At 59.8% G+C, this 18,038-nt stretch carries 13 protein-coding genes and 2 pseudogenes; 2 read left to right on the top strand and 13 right to left on the bottom strand.

Annotated elements, in window-relative coordinates; translation table 11 throughout:
- Positions 1-108: 108 nt before the first annotated feature.
- The 7 genes from V6657_RS27205 to V6657_RS27175 all read right to left on the bottom strand — a co-directional run bounded on the left by V6657_RS27205 (position 109) and on the right by V6657_RS27175 (position 8,408).
- A complete protein-coding gene (locus V6657_RS27205) occupies positions 109-447 on the bottom strand; it encodes a copper-binding protein (RefSeq protein ID WP_004635229.1) in 339 nt (112 codons plus the stop codon).
- Complete coding sequence (locus V6657_RS27200) at positions 444-3,611, bottom strand: efflux RND transporter permease subunit (RefSeq protein ID WP_004635226.1); 3,168 nt, start codon at positions 3,609-3,611, stop codon at positions 444-446. The genes V6657_RS27205 and V6657_RS27200 overlap by 4 nt, the downstream gene beginning before the upstream one ends.
- Positions 3,608-5,158, bottom strand: coding sequence for an efflux RND transporter periplasmic adaptor subunit (locus V6657_RS27195; RefSeq protein WP_004635224.1), 1,551 nt, complete (start codon positions 5,156-5,158; stop codon positions 3,608-3,610). Before V6657_RS27195 ends, V6657_RS27200 begins: the two co-directional genes overlap by 4 nt.
- The gene (locus V6657_RS27190) at positions 5,155-6,459 is read right to left on the bottom strand and encodes a TolC family protein (protein WP_004635223.1); all 1,305 of its coding nucleotides are present in this window, start codon (positions 6,457-6,459) and stop codon (positions 5,155-5,157) included. Before V6657_RS27190 ends, V6657_RS27195 begins: the two co-directional genes overlap by 4 nt.
- Positions 6,460-6,530: 71 nt before the next feature.
- Entirely contained in the window at positions 6,531-6,950 is a 420-nt protein-coding gene (locus V6657_RS27185; RefSeq protein ID WP_009277756.1) for a hypothetical protein, read from the bottom strand.
- Between the two features lie 150 nt (positions 6,951-7,100).
- The gene (locus tag V6657_RS27180) at positions 7,101-7,301 is read right to left on the bottom strand and encodes a hypothetical protein (RefSeq protein WP_004635218.1); all 201 of its coding nucleotides are present in this window, start codon (positions 7,299-7,301) and stop codon (positions 7,101-7,103) included.
- A 606-nt stretch (positions 7,302-7,907) separates the two neighbouring features.
- On the bottom strand, positions 7,908-8,408 hold the full coding sequence (locus tag V6657_RS27175) for a hypothetical protein (RefSeq protein WP_188079734.1): 501 nt from the start codon (positions 8,406-8,408) through the stop codon (positions 7,908-7,910).
- 185 nt (positions 8,409-8,593) lie between these two features.
- Here V6657_RS27175 and V6657_RS27170 point away from each other — a divergent pair.
- A pseudogene (locus tag V6657_RS27170) lies at positions 8,594-9,100 on the top strand (YHS domain-containing protein); the annotation flags it as partial.
- A 119-nt stretch (positions 9,101-9,219) separates the two neighbouring features.
- Here V6657_RS27170 and V6657_RS27165 read toward each other — a convergent pair.
- Entirely contained in the window at positions 9,220-12,135 is a 2,916-nt protein-coding gene (locus tag V6657_RS27165; RefSeq protein WP_003049965.1) for a Tn3-like element IS1071 family transposase, read from the bottom strand.
- A 162-nt stretch (positions 12,136-12,297) separates the two neighbouring features.
- Here V6657_RS27165 and V6657_RS27160 point away from each other — a divergent pair, with 162 nt between their 5' ends.
- Positions 12,298-12,600, top strand: coding sequence for a hypothetical protein (locus V6657_RS27160; protein ID WP_338755906.1), 303 nt, complete (start codon positions 12,298-12,300; stop codon positions 12,598-12,600).
- A gap of 591 nt (positions 12,601-13,191) precedes the next feature.
- Here V6657_RS27160 and V6657_RS27155 read toward each other — a convergent pair.
- From V6657_RS27155 to V6657_RS27135, 5 genes and pseudogenes are all read right to left on the bottom strand, one after another.
- Positions 13,192-13,326: pseudogene (locus V6657_RS27155) on the bottom strand (IS3 family transposase); the annotation flags it as partial.
- A 100-nt stretch (positions 13,327-13,426) separates the two neighbouring features.
- Positions 13,427-14,479, bottom strand: a complete 1,053-nt coding sequence (locus V6657_RS27150; protein ID WP_338755987.1) for a porin — start codon at positions 14,477-14,479, stop codon at positions 13,427-13,429.
- Positions 14,480-14,588: 109 nt separating this feature from the next.
- Positions 14,589-15,675 (bottom strand): IS3 family transposase gene (locus V6657_RS27145; RefSeq protein ID WP_237433453.1). Its coding sequence is split into 2 segments (ribosomal slippage): positions 14,589-15,423 and positions 15,422-15,675, totalling 1,089 coding nucleotides; the frame shifts between segments, so codons are not numbered across the junction.
- Positions 15,676-15,976: 301 nt separating this feature from the next.
- Positions 15,977-16,867: a polysaccharide deacetylase family protein gene (locus tag V6657_RS27140; RefSeq protein WP_222864884.1), complete on the bottom strand. Its 891-nt coding sequence runs from the start codon at positions 16,865-16,867 to the stop codon at positions 15,977-15,979.
- A 38-nt stretch (positions 16,868-16,905) separates the two neighbouring features.
- Positions 16,906-17,565, bottom strand: coding sequence for an isochorismatase family protein (locus tag V6657_RS27135; protein WP_064491741.1), 660 nt, complete (start codon positions 17,563-17,565; stop codon positions 16,906-16,908).
- Between the last annotated feature and the right edge of the window lie 473 nt (positions 17,566-18,038).

Here is an 18,038-nt window from a genome sequence, read left to right as displayed (position 1 = left end):
TTGCGCTCAGCATTGATGTCACGACAAGGCGCCCTCGTGAAGGGACTTTCTGGCTGATTCCGCAGCATGCAGCGGCGCACGACCGATGGGCCGTGCGCCGCCGAGGGTTTACTTGCTCCGCAAATCGACGACGGTCGGCTGACCGTCGACCATATCAAAGACGGCCCACACCGCTTGGCCCTCCTTGAAGTGCTGCAGTGATGCCTTGTCCTTGACGGCAAACGTCATCGTCATGGCGCCCATGCCGAGATTGTCGATGGCGCCGTGCTTAAGCGTGACCTTGCCGGTGTCGAGGTAGATCTTGCGGACCTCTGCTGCCACGGGCTTGGGCGCCTGCTTGGTTTGACCAGCAGGCTTCATGTCCATACCTTCCATCGGCGTGGCCGCAAAGGCGGCTGGAGTCGACGCCAGCGTCAGGGCGAATACAACAGCGGAAACGTAGTTCATCGTGAGACCTTGTCATGAGAGGGTGGTTGGGGAATGGATTGCCCGCTGCCACGCCTGCGCAGCAGCAGGTAGACAGCAGGAACGACAAACAGGGACAGCAACGGCGCGGTGATCATGCCGCCGACCATCGGCGCGGCAATGCGCTGCATGACTTCGGAGCCTGTGCCGTCCGACCACATGATCGGGAGCAGGCCAGCCAGGATGACGGCCACCGTCATGGCCTTGGGGCGTACACGCAGCACGGCGCCTTCCTGAATCGCTTCCAGTAGCGCTTGGGTAGAAGTTTGACCGTTTTCCTGCCGCTCGGTCCAAGCGTGTTTGAGATAGAGCAGCATGATCACGCCGAATTCGGCCGCCACCCCGGCGAGCGCAATGAAGCCGACGACTCCGGCCACCGACAGGTTATAGCCGAGCAGATACAGCAGCCAGAACCCGCCGATCAGTGCGAGCGGCAGCGTGCCCATGATGAGCAGCGCCTCGTCGATACGGCCGAACACGAGGTACAGCAGCACGAAGATGATCAGCAAGGTGAATGGTACGACCACCTGCAGCTTGGCACTCGCACGCTCCAGGTACTCGAACTGCCCTGACCAGCTCAGCGCGTAGCCCGCCGGCATCGGCACCGCCTTGGTCACTGCTGCCTGCATGTCCTTCACCGCCGAGCGCAGGTCGCGCCCCCGGATATCGACATAGATCCAACCCGAGAGCCGGGCATTCTCGCTGCGCAGCATCGGCGGGCCCTGCACGACGCGGATGTCCGCGACGTCGGACAACACAATCTGCTGGCCCCGGTCAGTGACAATCGGCAAACGCCGCAACTGCTCCACGGAATCCCGATAATCGCGCGGATAGCGGAGGTTGATCGGGAAGCGGGCCAGGCCGTCAACCACCTCACCGACATTATCGCCACCGATGGCGGATGACACGATGCTTTGCACGTCGTCGATGTTCAGGCCGTATCGGCCGGCGGCCTGTCGGTTGATGTCCACGTCGATGTATCGTCCGCCGGACAACCGCTCCGCTAGCGCAGAGGTGACACCCGGCACGGTTTTGACGGTCTCCTCGATCCGAGTGGTCAGTCGATCGATCTCCTTCAAGTCCGTGCCCGCCACCTTGATGCCGACCGGGCTCTTGATGCCGGTGGCGAGCATGTCGATGCGGTTGCGGATCGGTGGCACCCAGATGTTGGACAGCCCCGGCACCTTGACCACGCGGTCGAGTTCTTCCACCAGTTTGTCGGTCGTCATACCGGGGCGCCACTGGTCGTGCGGCTTGAACTGGATGGTGGTCTCGAACATCTCGATCGGCGCCGGGTCCGTTGCGCTGTCCGCGCGCCCAGCCTTGCCGTACACGCTGGCCACTTCGGGAACCGTCTTGATGAGGCGGTCGGTCTGCTGCAGGAGCTGAGCCGCCTTGCCGGCCGACAACCCAGGCAATGCTGACGGCATATACAGCAGATCGCCCTCATCCAGCGGCGGCATGAATTCGCCGCCTGTGCGCAGGATCGGCCAGGCCGTTGCCCCCAGCAGCACAATGGCGATAGCGACCGTCGCCTTGGGATACGCCAGCACCTTGGACAGCATTGGCTGGTAGAGGCGGATCAGCCAGCGGCTGAGCGGGTTCGATTGCTCGCTCGGGATACGCCCGCGGATCAGGTAGCCCATCAGCACAGGCACCAGCGTGACCGACAACCCAGCCGCTGCCGCCATCGAATACGTCTTGGTGAACGCCAGCGGCGAGAACAGGCGGCCCTCCTGCGCCTCCAGCGTGAACACGGGGATGAACGACAGCGTGATGATCAGCAGCGAGAAGAACAGCGCCGGCCCCACTTCTGCCGCCGATTCCCCGATCACGTTCCAGCGCTCGTGGCCTGTGAGTTCGCGGCCGGGGTTGTCCTCGAGCCAATGCTCCAGATGTTTGTGCGCGTTCTCGATCATCACCACGGCCGCGTCGACCATGGCGCCGACGGCGATGGCGATGCCACCCAGCGACATGATGTTGGCGTTGACGCCCTGGTATCGCATCACCAGGAAGGCCGCCAGGACGCCCAGCGGCAGCGAGACGATTGCCACCAGTGCCGAGCGCAGATGGAACAGGAACACCAGGCACACGACAGCGACGACGATGAATTCCTCGATCAGCTTGTGCGTCAGGTTGTCCACCGCGCGCTTGATCAAACCGGACCGGTCGTAGACAGGAACGATCTCCACGCCTTCGGGCAGACTGGTGCGCAGCGTGGCGAGCTTGGCCTTGACGGCTTCGATCGTCTCCAGGGCATTCTTGCCTGAACGCAGGATGACGACGCCACCTGCCACCTCGCCCTGACCGTTCAGTTCCGCGATGCCACGGCGCATCTCGGGCCCGAGTTGGACGGTGGCGACATCGCCCAAATGCACGGCGATGCCCGCATCGTTCGTCATCAGGGGAATCTGCCGGAAGTCGTCGAGCGTCTTCAGGTAGCCGCTGGCGCGGACCATGTACTCGGCTTCGCCCAGTTCCAGCACGGAGCCACCGGTCTCCTGGTTGGCACCCTTGAGCGCTGCCAGCACCTTGGCCTGTGTCAGGTTGAACGCACGCAGCCGGTCCGGCTGCAACACCACCTGGAACTGCTTGACCATGCCGCCGACGGAAGCGACCTCCGCGACGTTCGGCAGGGCCTTCAACTCGAAGCGCAGGAACCAGTCCTGCAACGCCCGCAGTTGGGCCAAGTCGTGCCGGCCGGTCTTATCGACCAGCGCGTATTCGTAGATCCAGCCCACGCCGGTGGCATCCGGGCCCAGCGCCGGTTTGGCCGCCGCAGGCAGGCGGGACTGCACCTGGTTCAAGTACTCCAGCACGCGCGAGCGTGCCCAATACAGGTCAGTCCCGTCCTCGAACAGCACATAGACGAACGAATCGCCGAAGAACGAGTAGCCGCGCACCGTCTTGGCGCCCGGCACCGACAGCATGGTGGTGGTCAGCGGATACGTGACCTGGTTTTCCACGATCTGCGGCGCTTGGCCAGGGAACGGCGTGCGGATGATGACCTGTACGTCCGACAGGTCGGGCAGCGCATCGAGCGGCGTGCTGCGCGCGGCCCACAGACCCCAGGCCGTCAGCATGACGGTCGCTAGCAGCACCAGGAAGCGGTTGCGGATGGACGCGAGAATCAGCCGTGCGATCATGGCTTGCCCCCCTGATCCGCGCCGGCCGGCTCGACCGAGGACAGGACTGCCATGCCATCGTCATGCAGTTGGAACCGGAAGCGCACACGGTCCCCAGGCTTGAAGCGCTTTGGCAGGCCGGAGGGCGGTGCGGCAAAATCCATTGTCATCGCGCTCCAGTGCGCGGACGGAATCGCGCCATGTGAGATCGTCAGGCCTTCGCTGGTGACAGCCTCAATGCGGCCGACGCCTTCATGCTCGATGGCGGCCGCTGCGGGCGCGGAGGCCGCAGGTGGCGATGCCATGCGTTGGGCGGTGCCGCGCAGGCTAGCTTCCGAATCAATCAGGAACTGCCCGGAAACCACCACCTTCTGTCCCGCGCTCAAACCGTCGGTCACTTCGGTCTGCCCATTGGCTTCGGCTCCGGTCTTGACTTCGATGGGGTTGAAGCCGCCATTGCCGGCGTCCACCATGACGATCGTGCGCGTACCGGTGCGAATCAACGCCTCCGTGGGGACCAGCAGCTTGTCCGGGCCGGCTTGCGCGCCAAACCGCACGTTGGCGAACATGCCGGGCAAGAGGCGGCGGTCCCGGTTCTGGAGTTCGACGCGCACCTTGACGGTTCGCGTATTGGCATTGACGTCGGGCAGGATGGCATCCACCTTGCCGGTCAGCGCGTGTCCAGCGATTGCCGTCGCCGTGGCCGTCACCGCCTGGCCCGGGCGGATGGCCGATGCTTGGCTCTCGGGAATCTCCGCCAAGACCCACACGGTGGACAAGTCGGCAATCTTGAAGAGCGTCATGCCGGGTGCGACAGCCATGCCGTCCCGGACCCCGACCTCGGTGATGACGCCATCGATGTCGCTGGAAATCGCCAGCCGTGGCTGTGGCTTGCCGGTGGATTCGACCAGCCGGATCTGCGCCTCCGTCATGCCGGCCTGGCGCATGCGCAGCAACGCTGCGCTGCGCAGGTCCCCCTGCAGGGCGTTGGCCGTACGCGAAACGGCCAGGTACTCCTCTTGTGCGGCGACCCATTCCGGCGCGTAGACGACGATCAGCGGTTGCCCGCGCTTGACCGGGTCTAACGTGGTTTTCGCGTACGCCCGTTCGACAAAGCCGGCGGCGCGCGCTTGAATGATCTCGATGCCGCGCTCGTTGATGGCGATATTGCCGGGCACTTCCAGCATGGCGTCCAGCCGGCCGGTCTTGACCTCAGCCGTGCGCACAGCAAGATTCTGTGCCACACGGCCATCAACCGTGACGGCGGCGCTCCCGCCGGCGCCATTCTCGTAGACGGGGGCAAGCGGCATGTCCATGAAAGGTGATTTGCCTGGTTTGTCGAAACGCTGGCCAGGTGCCATGGGGTCTTGCCAATAGAGAATCCGCTTGCCCGTCTTGGGATCGATGTCGCCCGCTTTGAGCGGGGCATCGGCGGCTTGGGCAGATGCTGCCGCCTGCGTGGGCGCGCTCCGCTGTCCCTGCCTCACGCCAAGGTAGTAGGTGGCGCCCATGCCAAGGCTCGCCAACACCAGACTGGCTGCAATGCGCGCAAAGATGGTTCGGTTCATGGTTGAACTCCAACGTTGGAGGTCGGCTGGTTTGCCGTGGGGAGCGGTTTGAGGAAGGCGAGCTCGGCCCAGAGTTGGGCCGTCGACGCTTCGAGCTTGAGACGTTCCAGCGCAAGGTCGAGTGCCTTGCGGCTTGCCTCGGCGACCGCGGCGAGCGAACCGCTTCCAGTCCGGTAGGACGTTAGCGCTGCCTCGGTTTGCGCGCGCGCTAGCGGGACGGTCGTGGTTTGATAGCGATCCAGGCGGCGTTGGTTCAGTCGCAACGTCTCGCGCTTGCCCAGAATCTGGCCCACCATGTTGCGCCGCAAGACTTCTGCTTGAGCGCGCGCGGCATTGGCTTGCGCCAGCTTGGCCGAGACCTCGCGGTCCTGGCGGTTCTTCTGATCCCAGGGAATCGGCAGGGAGACGTTCAACGACACCATGTTGGCGTAAGCCGGTCCGCGCTGGCTATACATCAGCTCCACCGTCACGTCGGGTGTCTTGGCCGCACGAGAGACACGTCCTTCAGCGTCCGCCATGGCGGCTTGCGCGCTGGCAGCGGCCACATCGGGCAGGGTATCGATGGCCGCGTCGTCCAGCGCGTCGAGCCACTGCGGGACGTCGAACCTGGGGGGCGCGGCGGGCGGGCGGCTGGATGCGTCGCCTACCCAGCGCCGCAGCATGGCCTTGGCAGACGCTTCCGTCGCCCGGGCCTCGTCGGTCCGGTCTTGCAACTGCTGCCGTTCAAGGCGTGCAGCTACGATGTCGGCGCGTGAGCCGCGATTGCCGCGATAGGCCGCCTCGGCTGCCTCGACCTGCAAGGCGACAGAGGCTGTTTGTTCCGCCAGCAGTTGAACGGTACGTGCGGCATACCAGCGGTCAAGCCAGGCTTGCGCTGTGCTGCGCTGGACGGCTGCCAGCGCGGCGACACGCTGTGTTTCGGCCGCGGAGGCCTCGGCGTTGAAACGTTCCGCACGGGCACGGCGCTTCTCGGTCCGCGTGAGCTCTTGCATCACGCTGACCGAGCGCATGGTCATGAAATCGGTGCCGATGGAGAACCGGTCGCTGCCATCGGCGGGAACATTGTTCACGCCGAATTTGAGGACAGGGTCGGGCAGTTGGGCTGCCGCCACGGCCATGTCGAGCGCCGACTGTACACCGGCGCGGGAGGTTTCCGCGTCGGCGGAGCGGGACGATGCCAAGCCGATCGCTTCCTGCAAGGAGAGCGCATCGGTCTGGCTATACGCCAGATGACTGCTTAAAAGCAGCAGGACGGCGAGCGCGAGCAAGCGCCCACCGCGTGGGGGAAAACGCAAAAGCATAAAGCCTCCGGAAAGCAACGACCACCTTGCCGGTTAGGCGGCAAGGCGTGAGAGATACGTCGCTTCGGAGGCTACGTGCGGAAACAGCAGTTCAGGATGGGAATCGGGGGTGGTGGTGCACGGGGCGCCACATCGGCGAGCAAGACCGATTGGCCGTCCGCCATGATGACTGGCTCGGCCGTGATCATCCGGATCAGGACGGGCAGGAAGATGGGAATCTGCGGCGATACGTGATTGGCCGACTTGGTGCCGCTCTGGCAGTGCTCAAGACAGAGGCCGTCATGCTGGTGCACATCCTGCTGCGCCTGCATGGCCATCTCGGGGCACGACTGCACCATGGCACCGGCGTCGGTCGCATCGGCCATGGTGGGCATGACCTCCGCTGAGCCGCGGCTTGCCGCACAGGCGTATGCTGCCGCTGCCAGTTGAACTGTCAGGAAAGCGATGACTAGGAATCCGGCGAACCACGGCCGGCGAAGCGATGCGCGCACGTTCTGCAGATGATGTGATTGGATCGAATGGTAACAGCGGCTACGCGCGATGTGCACGCGGACGCGGCTTATGATCGAACGGGTTGATCTGCCGCAAACGTGCCATCGCGCGATGGGCGTCCTGCCGATAATGCAGAACGCCCCACCGTGTTATTTCGGCGCTTGAATCATGTCTTGGCAGGGCTGCGGCATCGCAGGCATGCCAGCGCTTTTCTGCGCTTGCGCTGCGCGGATCTGCGCAAGTTTCGCGTTGCGAGCTTTCTCGATGACCTGCCAGTCTGGCCCGGCAATGGCCGTCAACGATGTCAAAACAGCCGCCAAGCCGACAGCGGAAAGAATGACCTTCTTCATGGTGATGCTCCAGTGATTTCACGCGGGGCCGGCATGAATGCCGGCTTAGCAATTTGCGTGGCGTATTCGCTTACGCCGCTATACGGATGCCGCACTGCAAAAAGGCGCGATCCGTAAAGCTAAATGGAGCGGGCTCGGGGTGGCCGTTCGAGCGGCACAGGAACTGCGGAAATATAGACAGGCTCCTGGGCGGGAACCAGGATGTGCATCCCCTTGGCGCCGAGCGGCATCGCTGGGCTGGAAAGCGCCCCGATCACAGCGCAGAAAGACACGCAAGGAGCGGTGTCCGTGCAGTCGGAACCACTCTGGGCATGGCCGTCACCGGTGATATGGCAGGGGTGTCCTTTCTCGGCTTGTACGACATCATGCGCTGTCGACAGCCCTGGCAGACCCACAGCGCCGTGCATCTGCATTGATGCCATGGGGAGCCCGCGCGCAGGCAACGCCACGGCAAGCAGCACGATCATCAGCATGCGCCAAAGGGGATTCATCGCGCGCGGATTTTTGTCAGATGTTGCGTAGGTTCAAGCTAACGGTCAGCAGGTATGCGTCACGCACGCCTGTTGACCAATTCTGGGCAGTATTCACCTTCCCACAATGGCAACGTCAAGGTTTCTTTGATGGTTCCTGCTGTTTGAGCATCTGGTCCATCATCATCTGCATCATGTCCATGCGGTTTTCCATCATGTTCATGCGCTGCTCAATGGGCATGCCCGAGCCGCCCATCATCGGCGCCGCACCGCCGGCCCCCATCCCTTGACCGCCCATCATGTCCATCATCATCGGGCCGCCCATACCGTGCATTGTCTGCATCGTGTCCTGCATGGCCTGCATGTGCTCGGCCATCAGACGTTGCCGTTCCTTCGGGTCCTTGGTCTGATGGATCTTGTCCATCTGGGCCTGCATCTTCTTCATCTGCTGACGGGCTTGCTCGAAGCGCTTTTCCGTATCCGCAGAGTTTGCCGTGGCAGGGGCAGTCTTCGCTGGGGTTGCCGCACTAGGCTGGCTCGCTGCGGCGGGGTGGTGCTCGTCAACGGCCCAGACCGATGCACTGGCGATCAGCAGCGCGCCTGCTACAAGAAAGCCAACATGCTTGTTGTTCGTCATGGTGCTGCCTCCTGAAATGATGGGATTTCATTTTGATATGCGATCGGTGGTCGCCAGTTGACGTATCACAACGAATTGCTCTCGCTTGACCCGTATCAACCTCCCGTTCCGGGCGTGGAACACACTGCAATCGTAGTTGTGCCCAGACCTAATCAAGTTAAACAATCAGCACATCCGAGGTTGGCATGCCAAGCGATTCCATCGGACACCATCGTGGCGATCAAGTGGTCGGTCGGCAGAGCGCGCTGCGCATCGCTCAACCGGTCGTCGATGCCGGTCGCGTGCGCGATCCGGTTTGCGGTATGGAGATTTCCCCTGCGCAGGCAGCAGCCAGCACGGAAGTCGGGCATCAGCGCTATTGGTTCTGTTCTCGGCACTGTGAGAAGACTTTTCTCGCTGATCCGGCGCGATATCTCTCGCATGACGCGCATGACGCGCATGACCACGACGGCGCGGCCCATGATCACGCGCCAACCGGAGTTGCTGCGGTGTCCGCAAGCACGAAGCAACTGGCCAAGGACCCCATCTGCGGAATGATGGTTGACAAGGCCACTGCCTTGTCCGCAGAGCGAGGAGGGCGAAAGTACTACTTCTGCAGCGAGAGCTGTCTGCACACGTTTGAGTCGCCGGAGTCCGAACTGAAGGCGATGAAGACGCGCGTCACCATTGGGGTCTCCTCGTTTTCAGTGCAATAAGTGACGGTACGAAAAGCTAGCACTGGCGCGGAGGTGGTGTTGGTAGATCGTTGATTTCATTGACTTTCCTGTTCACTTTCAAATCTGCGATTCGTGGCGTCAAACCGTGGTCGGTTTCATCCATTGGTGCCAGTTATCGATGCATTTGGCCGCGAAGGCAGGATTTGGTCAGCATAGCGGTCAACCGGGAAGCGAAACACACCCCGCAAGTTGATGCTCTCCAGCCTGGTGGGCGCAATCTTCCCGATCAGTTCCGGTGGAATGACCTGGCGGCGGTTCGACCAGCGATCCAGGACCGCCTGCATCTGTGAGGTATTCCACGCCATCACGATGTTGGCCATCAGGCTCAACGCATCGGCCACAGCCTGCATTTCATCGACACGTTTGGCCTGCGCCGGGCTGATCCGGCCGGTATAAATGGCGCGCTTGAGGGCGTTAACAGCCTCGCCCCGATTGAGCACCCGGCGCAACTCGTTCCTGAAAGCGTCCTTGACAAAGTAGTCAGCCAAAAACGCCGTACGCAGCAACCGCCCCAATTGCACGCCAGCCTCATAGATTGGATCGCCCTGGGCGGCAGAACCGAACCGCGCAAGAGCTGCCACCGCACTGGCATGTCCGCTCATGACCGAGGCTGCCAGGTGCACCAGACTATCCCAATGCTTTTCGATCAAAGCGACGTCGACATTGGCTTCGCACACCGCAGCGATTTCTGCGGGCACTTTGGTGCCGCGTGGCACAAAGAGGTGGCGCTGTTTGAGTTCCTTCAACCGCGGGCAAAGATCAAAACCAAGCAAACGGGCATGTGACATGGCAAAGTCGGTGTAGCCATGGGTATCCACAGCAAGCTGGCTGGTCTCCAGCTTTTCTTGGCGGATGACACCTTCAATGGCCACGCCCGCCTGGCGCTCATTGAGCACAAAGGGCTGCGCATGGAAGATGCCCCACCGGTCTTTTACATGGGAGTAGATTCCAATGGAAGGTGTGTTGCGCCGAGGATCAAGCCGGGCTTGCCACACCCGTTTGGTGGTCTCCATGCTCATCATGTCAGAAGATGCCAAATCGGACCGCCCCCAGGTGGCGGCAATCGGGTGTCGCTGCATGAATTCCAGCACAGCCTGGCAGGCCTGGCTCAGACGCCGTTCGTCCCGCGCCCAGCGCATGGCCTGGCGAATGCTGGTGGCAGACAATTGCGGAATCATGCGCGCGCATTCGACCGCAGTCAGACTGGTGCCGTGGGCCATGATGCCGGCATAGACCATCAGCAGCTCGTCGGTAGAGCGCGGCTCACGTCCGAGCATGATCCAGCTAAAGCGCACCTGGGCGTCAACGGCCAGAATCACTTCCGGCAATTGAACCTCACCGATGCGGTGATCCAAAGCCGCGCGCAGCTTGGTCACTTCTGGGTCTTCGTCCTCTGCGGGCAATGGCGACAAATGGAGTTCATCATCCACGCGCAGTACGCCACTGCGGGCTGCAGCGGCCACCGCATCGACACCGGCAGTTACTCTGGCCAGCAAAGGCTTCAAGAAAGTGGCAGCCTTGCTGGGTAACGATAGACGGGCATAGTGTTTCTTGGACTCTGCCTGCCAACGCTCGTCCGTGAAGAACAAGCGCGCACGACCCCGAAAGCTCAGGCTGTGCTCAATCCAGACCGAGCCATTGCGCACCGCGCGGCGCAGGGCAAACAGGGTGGCCACCTCCAACGCCTGAAACGCCCGTTCCCGGTCTGGGCTGGAGATCGAAACCTGCCAGATCATTCCCAGACTTGGTGCCACCACTTCAACTGGCAGCTTTCTGGATCCTTTGAGATATAAAGCTTGCAGCTTGGCAAGGTACTCGATGGCAGGATGCTCGCCGGTGGCCTGCCAGGGCAGCTTTGCAATGGCGACGAGCAACGACCGCACGGGGCGAATTCCATCAATCAATCCCTCGCGGACCAGGGAGGCCCTGCTCGGTGGTTTGCGTTTCTGGGTTTCGGTGATCAAGGCTTCAAGACGGGCACGCAACTCAGCATCTGGCACCGCACCTTGCGCGCTCAAGGCAACAAGTTCGCCGAGCAGCGTTTTGTACATTGCGGCCCAATTGACGGTAGCGGGGACATCGGCGGCAGCCTGACGCCACAGATCGGCGATCCGGCGCTGCACCATAAGGATCAACTGGTCTGTGGTGGTGAACAGGCAATACCGAAGAAAGCATGCGACCTCCACGGTGCGCGCTGGCTCTTTGATCTTGGCTCCGGCTGAGGGCGGCCTGGAGACAAGTCGGCGCGCGTAGCGGCGCAAGATGAGATCGGGGATGTCTGCCAGGTGCTTATGAACGTCCAGCGTGTAAAGCAGGTCGATGCGCTCCAGTACCTCGCTGATTTGGCGGGTTGAGTGTTTCGCCGGTGCAGCCCATAGCCAACTCTGCTGGGTTTGTCCATCTGGGCGCAGCTCTGAAACTGAGGCTCGCCAGCGATCAAGTGTTGCTGGATCAACGCTGGCGGCGATGGCGGTGCCTGTTTCAACTTCAAGCTGGGCAAGTGCCGCCGCAATCAGTGTCCGAATTGCCCGCTCGTGCACGATCACCAGCTTGTTCTTGTACAGCCATTGACGCGCCCGCACGAGTAGCTGATCGCGGTCGGCGCAGCGCGCCACTTCGTCGCGCAGTTCACGTACCAGTGAGCGGCGCTGGTGCTCGCTCATCCACTGGAATCCAAGGACCGTGCAGGCTACTTGTTGGTGATCGAATAGCGTGCGCCCGCGTTCATACATGGCTCTCAGCGAGGCGACTTCTGGTGCTGCAATGCCAAGCTCGTTGCCAAGGTGGCGCCACAAGGCTACTGGAATTACCCGAAAGGCACCGAGCAAACGCCCACTCATGCGCAGGAAACCAATATGGAGCGCCAGACCAAGCTTGTGGGAATCACCTCGGCGTGCATTGATTGCGTCGCGCTCGGCACCATCGAAGGTGAAAAATGCCTTCATCTCGAAGTCGCTGATATCGCGGGGGAGCCCACGCATCCCCAAAAACGTTGTGTGCCAACCCTGCATCGTGAACCTCAAAAGTGGGAGGCCACCATACCCGTTTACAAAGCGAACAGGAAAGTCAATGAAATCAACGGTCTACCCAGACCACCCCCGCGCCAGTGCTAGCTTTGCGTACCGTCACTTATTGCACTGAAAACGAGGAGACCCCACTACGTGGAGTGGCACATGCGCGAAGCCTGGCGTGAACTGATGTTCGCCGACACCGACCAGGCGGCCAAGGCCACGCGCGACCCGGTGGCGCCGGCGCAGCGCTCACAGCAGGCGCAGGAAAAAGTGGCCAGTTGCACCGTGGACGATGGCACGCCCGCACACAGCTTCTCTACACTGATGGCTGAGTTGGGCAGCATCGTGCGCAACACCTGCCGTACACCCGCAGTCGGCCCTGAGGCGCCGACATTCGACATCGTCACCACGCCCAACGCGACGCAGCGCCACGCGCTCGATCTGATCAAACAGATCAGATCGTAGACAGAAACCGGAACCTCGAACTCACGCCGAATGCATGTGGCACAAGGGCAAACTCGCCCAGTCGCTACTGGAACTCCGGGCTAATCTCTGCTGGCCGAGTTTGATGCAACGACTTGCTATGGTCGCCACGATCGTTAGTGTAGGCCTTGCTTGACGACAACCGCAGCAGTGTCTTGTCGTCGGAATTCGCGTCGCGAACGCGGACCTCAGCTCAACGCACCTCCGCGCGATCTCGTCGCAAGTGATGCATACAACACACGGACACTGCGGAAAAGCCGGCCGCGGACATCTACGCCTGGTTGCCGTATCGGTATGCTGAGCGACAAGGAAGTCAGCCTTATGCTAAACCGAAACGGTAAGCGATGACCTGCTCCCACATGATTGACCAGATTGCACTCGCGCTTGATAACGAACCACGATCGGTCGCTCTAGTCACGCTTGGTCGTGTTCGCGGCGTTCTCTGTCAGACCGTTACGTTGCGGGCCCGACCCCGCGTTTTTTCAATGACTTCGGGCCCGTAGGCGAAGCGCGGGTCTTACTGCCATGTGATGCCGGCCGCTGTCGGACACCATTGGATTTTAATCGGGCCATTCGGCTCTCGACTGCAGCCCGCATCACGTGTCGTACTACCTCATCACTATGATCGTTAGTGGTTGTTTCCCAGATCAAGACTCCACGGTCGCAGCAATCCTGCGCTAACGTAGCATCCAGCACCTCGCCGTTGTCTACATAGCGGCGTTGGCTTTATTATCTCCCGCATAGCTATTAAGTTAGTTAAGCGAATTACATAGTTCGAGTTGTGCTTTGCACCTTTGACTTACTTCCGTCAGAACCTCGCCCGCATGCCAACACCGAACGTATCGCCAGTCGACTGACTCGTGATTTGATCGTTCATGTAGGCAACGTACACATCGGTACGCTTCGACAGGGGATAGTCGTATCCGAGCGCCCATGTGCGACGCGTTTGGTCACTCCCTCCGGAGTTTCGCGAATACGCGTATGAAGCCATCATGGAACCTAAACCCACCGGCACCGTCGCGCCGCCTTGTGCGGTGTTCACGTGGAAGCTGCCAGCAGTAACGTCATTCTTTATGTACATATACTGCGCGAAAAATTTTATAAACTTCAGGTCGTACGAAAAACCAATTTGTGCCGCGCTCTGATTTTTCATACCGGCAATGAGAGATCCCAAGTCACCGCCGGCGACATTAAAGTTCGCGTATTGATAAACGCCGGTGGCAGCAAACGGGCCATGAAAGTATAGGAACTGGGCGCTATATTTATGTTGACCGCTTCCGTCGGCCTGGTTTCCGAGTCCGTACATCACACTCGCGGACAAGCCGCCGAAGTCCGGCGTTGAGTATTGCACCGCGTTATTCCAACATGTGTCGCCAATTGCGCCTTGATCGGTCATATAAGGGGGATACATCCCAAGCCCCATATATACGTGGTAGACCATCGGCGAGAATACGAAGGAATCGACAAACGGATTGAAGAGGATGGTCGACACGAACAACTGCGTCGTCAGTCTGCCAGCGGTGAACGTACCGTACGGAGATTCGATACCGAGGTAGGCATTCCTCGAGAAAAATGCGTCACCGGTGAAGCGTCCAGATCCCCCATTTTGTGGACGAATAAAGTCTTCCAGAGTGAAGATAGCCTTGTAACCACCGCCTAGATCTTCCGCGCCTTTCAGACCCCAATACGACGTGGACATTCCGCCGCCCGCCACCTGCCAAGCGCGATTGCCGCCGGGGAATTTTTGTGCTCCAACCCAGGTGTCGACCTGGCCGTACAATTGAACGCTCGACTGCGCGTAGGCTGCGGAGCAAGCGAGGAGGCTAATGAGAACCGGGGCCCTCAACGCAGCTTTAAGCATACGGCAGGAAGATTGCTTTTTGAATTGTTCTGTCATTGTCGAAATTAAACCCATGCGAACGAGGTCGGAAGGTAATGCCCCCGTTTTCCACAGTCGGCAGAAGTAGAAACTAAGCGGCCATGGCCAGCCGCTGCTTCGGGGTAAAGCCGCCCAATGCCATATTTGGGCGCTCGTGATTGTAAGTCCACATCCAGTCGGCCGCTGCCTGCCGAACCTGCTCCAGGTCTTCCCACAGATATTGCGAGAGCCATTCGTATCGCGCGGTCCGATTGAACCGTTCGATGTACGCGTTCTGTTGCGGCTTGCCCGGCTCAATGTATTCCAGCCGTATACCTAGCTTCTGCGTCCAAGTCACGATGGCTGTGCTCAGGTATTCTGGGCCGTTGTCACAACGAATTACCTTCGGCTTGCCACGCCATTCCATGTGCTGCTCCAGCGTGCGAATCACCCGCTCGGACGGCAGCGAGAAATCCACCTCAATGCCCAGCGCCTCGCGGTTGAAATCATCAATCACGTTCAGCGTCCGGATGCTGCGCCCGTCAACGAGCTGGTCATGCATGAAGTCCATTGACCACACTTCGTTGATGGCATGCGGCACCGACAGCGGCTGCGGCGTTTCGCGCACCAAGCGTTTCTTCGGCTTGATGCGCAGGTTCAGCTCCAGCTCCCGATAAATCCGGTAGATGCGCTTGTGGTTCCACCCGAATCCCTGCACGTTACGCAAGTAGTAATAGCACAGCAGAAAGCCCCAGTTGCGATGACAGCCCGTGATACGCATCAGCCAGTCTGCAATCTCTTCGTTCTCCGTGTTCAACTTCGCCTCGTATCGGTAGCACGACTCGCTGATGCCGAACACTGTGCACGCCACACGAATTGACACGCGGCGCTGTTGCACAACCTGCTTTGCCATCTCGCGCCGGCGAGATGGCTTCAGAACTTTTTTGCAGCGCCTCCGAGGCAATCTCAGCCTTGAGCTTCTCCTCGATGTACATCTTGCGCAGCCGGGCATTCTCCGCCTCGAGCTCCTTCATGCGCGACATCATCGACGCGTCCATCCCGCCGTACTTCGAGCGCCATTTGTAGAACGTTGCCGAACTGATGCCCAGTTCCCGGCATAGCTCCGGCACCGCAAGCCCAGCCTCCGCGCGCTTGAGCGCCTCCAATATCTGGCTATCTGTGAATCTCGACTTCTTCATCTGCAGAACTCCCTCTTAACGAGAAAATTCTACTTCTCCCAGCGGTGGATTTCAGGGGGTATTACCGGAACTCCTTCCTCTTACTTTTCAATACTCATTCGAAGCTCAGACGTGCCCTATGAGAATGATCCCGCTGGGCATTTTTAGGCCGACATAGGCTTCGTTATGGCTGACTTTCGTCGACATGGGCACTATCTGAGAGTGATCGGACGGATCCGTCGTTTCAATCGATGCAATCAGCGTTATTAATTGAAATTGGCTCGCCAATTTTCCACGCAGCGTGCGCGACTTATCAGGCACGCTACGCCGCGATGACGCTGCTCCGATACCAGTCATTGATCTCATCGCCCGTCGCAAACCAGACGCCTGAATGACGGGCGATGTGTTCGAACGCGCGCCTCAAATGCTTCGCGCGGAATGGCTGGCCGACCAGGAAAGTGTGCAGACAGATGGGCATTACACGGGCGTTATCCTGCCCCTCTTCGTACAGAACGTCGAACTGATCGACAATCATGTCTCCGAAGTCGGCCGGCGAGACACCGATGCTCATGAAAGCGGGGAGATCGTTGAGTTCAAGAGAGTAGGGTACCGAAATGAGGCTTCCCGAACGTGTGTTAAATTTAAACGGCTGGTCGTCCGCGGTGAAGTCGCAGAGATATTCGACACCCAACTCTGCCAAGATGTGTGGCGTGTTGAGCGTTTCCGTGAGAAAGGGTCCAAGCCAACCTTTAGTCTTGCGCCCGAGCACTTTTTCCATCTTCTCAAGCACTGTCCGGATGATAGTCCGCTCCCTGTCCTCATCGATATCGGCAAGAAAATTGGTAGGTGCATTGTTGATTCCGTGACCAATCCAAGCCCAGTTGCGGCGCTCGCCTTCCTCGATGATGCGTGGGTATTCGGTGATGATGTCCGAGTTCAGACAGACTGTGCCACGCATGTGCAACGCGTCCATGATGTCCATGATTCGCCACAGTCCAACGCGATTTCCATAGTCACGCCAACCATAGTTCAGTGCGTCAGGAATGAACCTCGCCGTGGCGGGGACGATCGCGGTACCGGGAATGTCTTCAGGGAAGTGCTCAATGTTGATGTAAGGAACGACAGCCACGCGAGCGCCATTGGGAAACTTGAGTGGCGCGCGGTCGATGATGGGTTGGTAGTCATAGTGGCTCGTTTGAGTCAGTTTATTCATTAGTTGTTCTCCTGTTAGTAACAAATTTCGCCTAGTCTTTACCGAACGCTTCGCGGGCGTTCAATGAAATCAAGAACTTCCTGCTTGCTAACAACATCGCCATACTTACTATCGATGTCGAAGAGGTTCGCCTCGTGAGGGCCGCTATGCCGGTCACCTACACATTCCCGCGGAACGATTACGCGAAAACCGTTCTGAACTGCATCGACGGCGGTGGCGCGTACGCAGCCACTCGTCGAGCAGCCCGTTAAAATCAGGGTGTCGACTTGCGCGGCGGTGAGTGTTGCCGCAAGGCTCGTACCGAAGAAGGCGCTTGCATATTGCTTGCTTATGACTAACTCGCTGGGAAGTGGCTCGACGCCTTCGCACACTTCGTTGAACGGTTTCTCGGCCAAGCATTTCACAACTGGTGCCTTAAGAGCCCATACGCCGGCGTCCGCAAAGTCGGACGACTGGTGGCTCACGACCGTATGGATAACGCGCACGCCATGCCTTCTCGCAGCGTCAAGGACGCCTATGGTTTCGCGGACGGCCGGAGCGACGCCCGGCGCGTATAGCGGCGCATGTTCGAGCGTATAAGCTTTGACGAAATCGATAACGAGAATTGCCGCTTTGGTGCCGAAACCAATGCGATGACCCCATACGCCGCGATAATTTTCGGCAGCTGTAACGGGTTGCGGATGCGACGCGTTGCTCATGTTTTTCTCCGTGAATTACTGACGACAGGAATAGTCAATATAGGACTGTAGGAAAATTGGTCATGCTGATGAGAATAGAGACAGATAGCGCTCGCCAACTTTTGCCGTTGGCGGCCGTCGTTCCCGGTCCGGACAGCGCAGTCGTTCATTGAGTCGATCGACGGTTGTTTAGCGTGATGGCGGCTCCAATCGCGACAAATGTTTGCATCGACTAAGCAGCTAGACTATTTAGTGCGTAATGACTAAGGAACGACACAGCGAATCGCATAGTGCCGAGATTGGTCCTCCGTCGAGCAGCTAACATATCGCTGGCGACCTCCATCCGCTCGTATAGCTTGAACTCGTTTCCGACGTCACACTCTGTGAAATTCCGCAGCATTATTTTTCTTACTTATCATTTAGTTAGATCTCTAATATACGAAGGATAGTGCATCTTTTGCGGTATAACAGCTAGGTTAACCACCAATGATTAG

The organism is Ralstonia sp. RRA (genome assembly GCF_037023145.1).
In the GTDB taxonomy this organism is placed as follows: domain Bacteria; phylum Pseudomonadota; class Gammaproteobacteria; order Burkholderiales; family Burkholderiaceae; genus Ralstonia.
This window is presented reverse-complemented; position numbering and strand designations above follow the sequence as displayed.

Excerpts from the sequence above, each read along its gene's own strand:
- V6657_RS27175 (WP_188079734.1), bottom strand. The coding sequence starts at position 8,408 with ATGACGAACAACAAGCATGTTGGCTTTCTTGTAGCAGGCGCGCTGCTG.
- V6657_RS27160 (WP_338755906.1), top strand. The coding sequence starts at position 12,298 with ATGCGCGAAGCCTGGCGTGAACTGATGTTCGCCGACACCGACCAGGCG.
- V6657_RS27200 (WP_004635226.1), bottom strand. The coding sequence starts at position 3,611 with ATGATCGCACGGCTGATTCTCGCGTCCATCCGCAACCGCTTCCTGGTG.
- V6657_RS27165 (WP_003049965.1), bottom strand. The coding sequence starts at position 12,135 with ATGCAGGGTTGGCACACAACGTTTTTGGGGATGCGTGGGCTCCCCCGC.
- V6657_RS27195 (WP_004635224.1), bottom strand. The coding sequence starts at position 5,158 with ATGAACCGAACCATCTTTGCGCGCATTGCAGCCAGTCTGGTGTTGGCG.
- V6657_RS27205 (WP_004635229.1), bottom strand. The coding sequence starts at position 447 with ATGAACTACGTTTCCGCTGTTGTATTCGCCCTGACGCTGGCGTCGACT.
- V6657_RS27150 (WP_338755987.1), bottom strand. The coding sequence starts at position 14,479 with ATGCTTAAAGCTGCGTTGAGGGCCCCGGTTCTCATTAGCCTCCTCGCT.
- V6657_RS27135 (WP_064491741.1), bottom strand. The coding sequence starts at position 17,565 with ATGAGCAACGCGTCGCATCCGCAACCCGTTACAGCTGCCGAAAATTAT.
- V6657_RS27180 (WP_004635218.1), bottom strand. The coding sequence starts at position 7,301 with ATGAAGAAGGTCATTCTTTCCGCTGTCGGCTTGGCGGCTGTTTTGACA.
- V6657_RS27140 (WP_222864884.1), bottom strand. The coding sequence starts at position 16,867 with ATGAATAAACTGACTCAAACGAGCCACTATGACTACCAACCCATCATC.
- V6657_RS27190 (WP_004635223.1), bottom strand. The coding sequence starts at position 6,459 with ATGCTTTTGCGTTTTCCCCCACGCGGTGGGCGCTTGCTCGCGCTCGCC.